Annotated in this window: 10 protein-coding genes; 5 read left to right on the forward strand and 5 right to left on the reverse strand. The window is 25.9% G+C overall.

Annotated elements, in window-relative coordinates:
- Window positions 1–114: 114 nt before the first annotated feature.
- From IC214_RS20720 to IC214_RS20735, 4 genes are all read left to right on the forward strand, one after another.
- Window positions 115–999, forward strand: coding sequence for a DUF4116 domain-containing protein (locus tag IC214_RS20720; RefSeq protein ID WP_227824938.1), 885 nt, complete (start codon window positions 115–117; stop codon window positions 997–999).
- A 63-nt stretch (window positions 1,000–1,062) separates the two neighbouring features.
- Window positions 1,063–1,524 (forward strand): conjugal transfer protein TraG, encoded by a 462-nt coding sequence (locus tag IC214_RS20725; protein WP_227824937.1) that lies wholly within the window; start codon window positions 1,063–1,065, stop codon window positions 1,522–1,524.
- A 66-nt stretch (window positions 1,525–1,590) separates the two neighbouring features.
- Entirely contained in the window at window positions 1,591–2,274 is a 684-nt protein-coding gene (locus IC214_RS20730) for a DUF4116 domain-containing protein (protein ID WP_227824936.1), read from the forward strand.
- A 406-nt stretch (window positions 2,275–2,680) separates the two neighbouring features.
- The gene (locus tag IC214_RS20735; RefSeq protein WP_227824935.1) at window positions 2,681–3,226 is read left to right on the forward strand and encodes a conjugal transfer protein TraG; all 546 of its coding nucleotides are present in this window, start codon (window positions 2,681–2,683) and stop codon (window positions 3,224–3,226) included.
- A 394-nt stretch (window positions 3,227–3,620) separates the two neighbouring features.
- On the opposite strand, the gene IC214_RS20990 is transcribed toward IC214_RS20735, so the two are convergent.
- A complete protein-coding gene (locus tag IC214_RS20990) occupies window positions 3,621–3,749 on the reverse strand; it encodes a hypothetical protein (protein ID WP_255613225.1) in 129 nt (42 codons plus the stop codon).
- Between the two features lie 173 nt (window positions 3,750–3,922).
- On the opposite strand from IC214_RS20990, the gene IC214_RS20740 reads away from it, so the two are divergent.
- The gene (locus IC214_RS20740) at window positions 3,923–4,285 is read left to right on the forward strand and encodes a helix-turn-helix domain-containing protein (RefSeq protein WP_227824934.1); all 363 of its coding nucleotides are present in this window, start codon (window positions 3,923–3,925) and stop codon (window positions 4,283–4,285) included.
- Between the two features lie 107 nt (window positions 4,286–4,392).
- Here the strand turns inward: IC214_RS20740 and IC214_RS20745 are convergent, their stop codons facing one another.
- The 4 genes from IC214_RS20745 to IC214_RS20995 all read right to left on the reverse strand — a co-directional run bounded on the left by IC214_RS20745 (window position 4,393) and on the right by IC214_RS20995 (window position 6,345).
- A complete protein-coding gene (locus IC214_RS20745) occupies window positions 4,393–4,782 on the reverse strand; it encodes a hypothetical protein (RefSeq protein WP_227824933.1) in 390 nt (129 codons plus the stop codon).
- A gap of 74 nt (window positions 4,783–4,856) precedes the next feature.
- On the reverse strand, window positions 4,857–5,198 hold the full coding sequence (locus IC214_RS20750; protein ID WP_227824932.1) for a hypothetical protein: 342 nt from the start codon (window positions 5,196–5,198) through the stop codon (window positions 4,857–4,859).
- 81 nt (window positions 5,199–5,279) lie between these two features.
- Window positions 5,280–6,248 (reverse strand): RNA-guided endonuclease IscB, encoded by a 969-nt coding sequence (gene iscB / locus IC214_RS20755; protein ID WP_227861010.1) that lies wholly within the window; start codon window positions 6,246–6,248, stop codon window positions 5,280–5,282.
- The gene (locus IC214_RS20995) at window positions 6,205–6,345 is read right to left on the reverse strand and encodes an RRXRR domain-containing protein (RefSeq protein ID WP_413926687.1); all 141 of its coding nucleotides are present in this window, start codon (window positions 6,343–6,345) and stop codon (window positions 6,205–6,207) included. Before IC214_RS20995 ends, iscB begins: the two co-directional genes overlap by 44 nt.
- Window positions 6,346–6,359 lie beyond the last annotated feature (14 nt).

Here is a 6,359-nt window from a genome sequence, read left to right on the forward strand (position 1 = left end):
ACATAAAATCTCTATTTTATTTTTGAAATATAATACTTTAAAGTGTTATATCTTATGCTATAAATTATAAAATATTATAACAAAAATATATGAATATCTGGAGATAAAGAAAAAATGAAAATATATGAAGATGACTTAGAAATAGTAAGGAGAAATCCTTTTTGGTTAAAGAATATAGATAACCCAAAAGAAGAAATATGTTTAGAAGCAGTTAGAAGAAATGGATTAGTTTTAGAATTTGTAGAGAAACAGACTCAAAAGATATGTCTTGAGGCAGTTGGGCAAGATGGAAGAGCACTTAAGTATGTAAAAAATCAAACTGAAAAGATTTGCATAGAAGCAGTAAGACAAGATGGATTAGCTTTAGAGTATGTAAAGAATCAAACTGAAGAGATTTGTTTAGAAGCAGTAAGACAAGATGGATTAGCTTTAATATTTATAGAAAATCAAACCGAAGAGATTTGTTTAGAAGCAGTAAAACAATATGGATTAGCTTTAGAAGATGTTATTGAACAAACGCCAAGGATATGTTTAGAGGCAGTAAAACAGGCTGGATTAGCTTTATGGTATGTAGAAGAACAAACTTATAATATATGTATAGAGGCAATAAGAAATGATGTAAGTGCTTTAATGTATGTAAAAGATCTGACAGAAGAAATTTGTTTAGAAGCAGTAAAAGAAGATGGTTTGGCCATAAGATATATTAAATGGTTCAAGCTTTTAAATAAGAGAACAACAGAGCTTTATTTGCTTGATAAAAGAAGATTAAGTAAATTATATATGGTATTAAAGAAAATAAAAAATAGGATTTCAAATAAACAAATAAAAGAAATTTGCTTAGAGGCAGTAAAACAGAATGGAAAAGCTCTTCAGTATGTAAAAGATCAAACGGAAGAAATGTGCTTAATAGCAGTAAGAGAAGACAAGGAAAATATACAATATGTAAACAATTTAACTGATAAAGTTTTTAAGGAAGCAAATTTGGATTTAGATATTTAAATTTATTATAAAAAAAATAAAATATATGTATTATTGAAAACAAAAAACTTTAGTAGGAGATTTATGGAATATATAAATAGAATATATATTGAATCAGAAAAAATAGTAGTTGATTTTAATGAAGAATTTTACAAAACGTTATTAGAAGGTGATGAAAATCAAATAATTGAACGTATAGTTACTATTTTTAATATATCAAATTATGACTTGCCACAATTTTTTAAAGATATGTCAGATGGCCTTATTAGAAAGTCTGTAAAGTTATTAAAAAGGTTATACGGGGATAATATGACTTTAATTGATTTAAATAATCTTATTTGGAACTCAAACGGGATTGGCAAAAAAATAGGAAACGATTTTTCAAAGTTACCTGTAAAGGATTCTTTACAACAAAAAGAAAATGAAGAAATAGTTACCTGGTTTTTAAAAGACTATTATTCAGGTATGACAGGCAATAGAAAAGGCACAAAGACTTATGAGCATTGTTTAGGATTTAGGATTCAAATGTCTAAATTAATTTTGTAAAAAAGTATTTGTATAATATATAAAAACAATAGTTCAAATAAATAGAGTCTTAAAAGGAGAGAAGACATGAATAATTATGATATAGATTTAGAAATGGTAAAAGAAAATGGAATGGATATAGTATTTATAGAAGAGCAAACTGAAGAAATCTGTCTTATAGCAGTAAGAGAAAACGGAATGGCTTTACAATATGTAGAAAATCAAACGAATAAAATATGCTTAGAAGCAATTAGACAAAATCCTATGTCTCTTAGAGATGTAATAAAACAGACTTATATAATGTGTCTTGAAGCAGTAAGAAAAAAAGGATTAGCTCTTAAATATGTAAATTGGGATGAATTAAATTTAACTAAAGAACATATTTCTATTTTATATCGTGAAGCAGTTAATCAAAATGCTAAAGCCTTAAAATATGTAAAAAATCAAACAGAAGGAATCTGTTTAATTGCAGTTAAAAAAGATGGAAGAATGATTAAATTCATTGAAAATCAAACAGAAGGGGTCTGTATGGAAGCTGTAAGAAACAATGGGTTAGCTTTAGAATATATAAAAGAACAAACTCCTAAATTATGTTTAGAGGCAGTAAGACAAAATGGCTTAGCTCTAAATTACGCTCAATATAAAACAGAGGAAATTTGTCTTGAAGCAGTTAAGCATAATGGTTTAGCACTTAGATATGTAGAAAATCAAACTGATGAGATATGTATTGAGGCAGTAAAGCAAAATACACAAGCTTTAGAATTTGTATAGTAGGATAAAATATTTAATGAAGCAATATATAGAATCTGATTACAAGCAGTAAAAAGAAAATGGGTTAGTTTTGGAATATGTAAATATTGATAACTTTAACTTATCTAAAGAGAAAATAAGAGATTTGAATGTTGTAGAATTAGAGCAAAATGGACATAGTCATTAAAAAACTTATTGACTTAGAAATATGAAAAATTATATTATTTAGTGATAATGCAGGAAGAAGATTAAAATTTGGATATAAAATTACTCTAATAATAAAAAGGACTCTTTAGTAAAGGGGTCTTTTTTATTCCTAAAAATGTATATAGGAGAAGTTGAATTTAGTATGTGAAGTTCAATTAGTTATAAAAAAAGAATATATAGTATATATTGATAAAAATAAATAAAAATTTAGGAGGTATGTGTGATAAAAAAAGAACTAAATGAATTAGATTTAAATATTAGTTTAGCAAAAGTATGCAAATGCCAATATTGCAATAAAATAAAATTGTGCTTTGAAAAAGAAAAATATAAAAATAAATATTGGCAAAACGTAGTAAAAGATAGGGATTTATTATATGGAGATGAAGATGAAGCTATAGAAAATACGATTATGGCATTAAATATATTAAATTCAGACTCTCCACAATTTTTTAAAGATATGTCAGATTGTCTTGTGAGAAAGTCAGTAAAATTATTAAAAAGGTTATATGGAGATGATGCAACTTTAATTGATTTAAATGATCTTGTTTGGAACTCAAATGGGATAGGGAAAAAAATAGTAAAAGAATTTTCAAGGTTATCTGCAACCAATCCAATTGAACAAAAAGAGAATGATGAGATTGTTATTTGGTTTATAAAAGATTATTATTCGGGAATGACAGGAGGCCAAGGGGGAACAAAGACATATGAACATTGTTCAGGAGCAAGGGCTCAAATATATAAATTAATATCCATAAATAAGAGTTAGAAAAATACTCTTTCTCTTTATATAAATTATAAAAAATATAATGAGTTGCTTCTAATAAATAAATAGTTTAATTTATATAAATATTGACTATATAAAATATTGATAATTGTATATTTTATATGTTATTATATATATGTATTAATGTATTTTAAATAAAAAAAATATAATAGGTTAAAAATCTTAAAAACAATTCAAAGCTTATTGTTATACACATTGTTTGAGCTATCTATTAAATTAGATAGCTTTTTTTTTATAAATATTAATCTATAATATAGTTTTCATCTTGTCTGCAAGAAAAAGGCCATTCAATTTAAATTCTTAAATATTTCATGAATAAATTCTTCTGGAGAAGGTACTATATTCCCAAAATGGTTTTTAAACCATTTTCTTTTTTTTATGTCTGGATGATTTTTAATAAATTCAATTGTTTTAGATATTTTTTTTTAACATCTTCTTCAGAAATACCTTTTTCATTAGCAATAATTTTAAATAAGTTTTCTATTTCTTGTTTAGAGTCAGTCATATATACAATAATTTCCTTTCTATGGTTATATTTACATGTATCTTAATTAAATAAAGTTGAATTCAAGTAAATTTAATCTAAAATATACTACATGAAATTATATTTTATACAGATTATTATAATATACTCTACAAATAGTTACAATATAAAAAAACAGAAAGGGAAATAGTAATATGGAAATGGATTATAAGGCATTAGGAAAAAGGATAAAAATTGCAAGAATTAAAAAAGGTATAACTCAAGAATCAATTGCTAATGAAATAGATATAACCCCATCACATCTAAGTAATGTTGAAACTGGAAAAACAAAGGTAAGTTTGCCTACTTTAATTGATATTGCTAATGCTCTTTCTATTAATATAGATGCATTGCTATGTGATAATATATTAAATTCTAAAATTGTATTTGAGGGAGAAGCTAAAGAACTATTTGAGGACTGTGATGAATATGAGACAAGAATGCTTGTTGACATATTAAAATATATGAAAGAAGTAATTCGTACAGATAGAAAAGTAAGAGATCAATTTAGTAGATAAAATGAGCTTATTTGGTTTATTATATATGTTAAAAGAGTATTATTTTAAAACAATACTCTTTTAAGTTTCAATATATATTAAATTATTCTTGAGTTTTTAAATTTGAATTATATATATTTATTTTCTGTTTCAACTGTATTATTTTCATCCATAATTTTTTTGATTCTTCTAAGCTGGTCTATATTTAGTTTACAATTACTATAAAAATGAACTCCAATTTGAGAACGTAATTCTTCAAGAATAGAATCAGTTTCAATTTCATCTAAAAGATTCTTTTCACTAAGATACAAGTAATAATCCTGAGCATAGTTTGTAACTTGATTTAAAGAATCTTTATCAAATTTATATGAAGAACCTTTTACAGTAACAGTTATATATTTACGCCCAATATTCTCTATAATACCTTCTGTATATAAGTCTTTTAAATCCTTTGTTTTTTTTGTTTCATAGTCCCCATATTTTAAATATACTGTCTGACCTTTTTTTAAATTATCCATATGATATTCCTCCTTTATTTTCATTAAATAAAACCCCTTAATTATATATATTATATCATCTAATTAAGCTATAATTAAAAATACTTATTCTTTAATTCTCTTAATTTAGGACTGCCAAATTCTTCTCTTATTGCATCTTCTAAAAGGTTATATTTTACCTGGGCTTCTCTTTCTTTGGATACACACTGTTTTATTTTGTTATTTAAGTTGTTTATATAATTTTCATTTTCAGTATTGTATAGTTTATCACTGTCTCTTGATAGAGAACGTATCATGCTATACTTAAGTATATCTTCATCAATCTTTAGGATTTGTTTGGTTGCACGTTTAATACATTTGAGGCCTCCAAAGTATTCATATACACCTATCTCAGAGGGGATATCTTGTCTTACTTCTTCATATAATTCTTTAGCCATAACATAATAATTTAAATTTCCATAAAAAAGGCAAAAGGGGACACGCTACTTCAGTGGTGTGAGGAATTTGCCCTCTTTCTATTAAGCAAGAGCCTTTAACTCATATCTATAACCATCACCTTTTTGTATTAGTTTTAAATATTTATGGTTTACATCTATCTGTTTGCCATGTTTCTTTGAATAGATTGCAAATATACCTGTACTTCTACAACTTACATTTGATACATATTGACCTATATATTTTCCTTTTGGTATATTAGCTTTTACCATATCCCCCGATTGATAGCCAAAGAACTGTTTTTGTCTTGGTAAATATGCTCTTGGAAAACCATATTTATTTAATAATGTTCTGCTTCTTGTACCTCTTCCTATAGATTTTATATATAGCTCCTTCAACCCTTTGTGTATTTTGATTTTAGGCGTTTCCTTAACACACAAAGCATCATAGTAATGAGTTTTAGGCAAGTTAGCTTTTACTCTATTATGTTTAGTTACTCCTCCAGTAGAGACTACCACATCAGAAGTTAATTTATACATTTCTCTTAAAACAGCATTCCTACTACTATTTACTTTGGCAGTATCTTTTAGATTTACTGGTTTATTAGTTTTTAAGATTGAGTTTATATTTTTTACTCTTTCTTTATCTAACTTTGATTTACTTAGAGATTGCACCCATTCATCAAGTGTATTATTTCCTTTTTCTTGGTTACAAGTTCTACAAGCTAAGGTTAAGTTTCTAATAGAATTTGAACCTCCTCTTGATTTAGGATACTTATGCTCAATTTCTAATTGATGGTCATTCGTGAGTCCTTTACAATATTGACATGTATGACCATAAGTATATAATAGATACTCACGAATTTCATACCCTAAGAGAGTGCCTTGTTGATAATCTACTCCTTCAATTAAAGGATTCAGCATTAATTGAGTATCAAACCTTACTGTTTCTATATAGATTGTCTTTATATAGCATAACTTTTTAAGTTTTATTATAAAATTTTTGACATTATCCACTATGCTTTGAATTGATGGTGGGTAACCATCCTTCAAGTCGTTTGCGATTCAAAAATCTTGGTGCTCTATACCTTGTTTTTCTATTTCTTCTTGTCCTTCTAAATGCTCTACGAGCTTCTAAGTTTTGTTTAATTTTATTCGCTCTAT

Source organism: Clostridioides sp. ES-S-0190-01, assembly GCF_020658275.1.
Classification (GTDB): Bacteria; Bacillota; Clostridia; order Peptostreptococcales; family Peptostreptococcaceae; genus Clostridioides.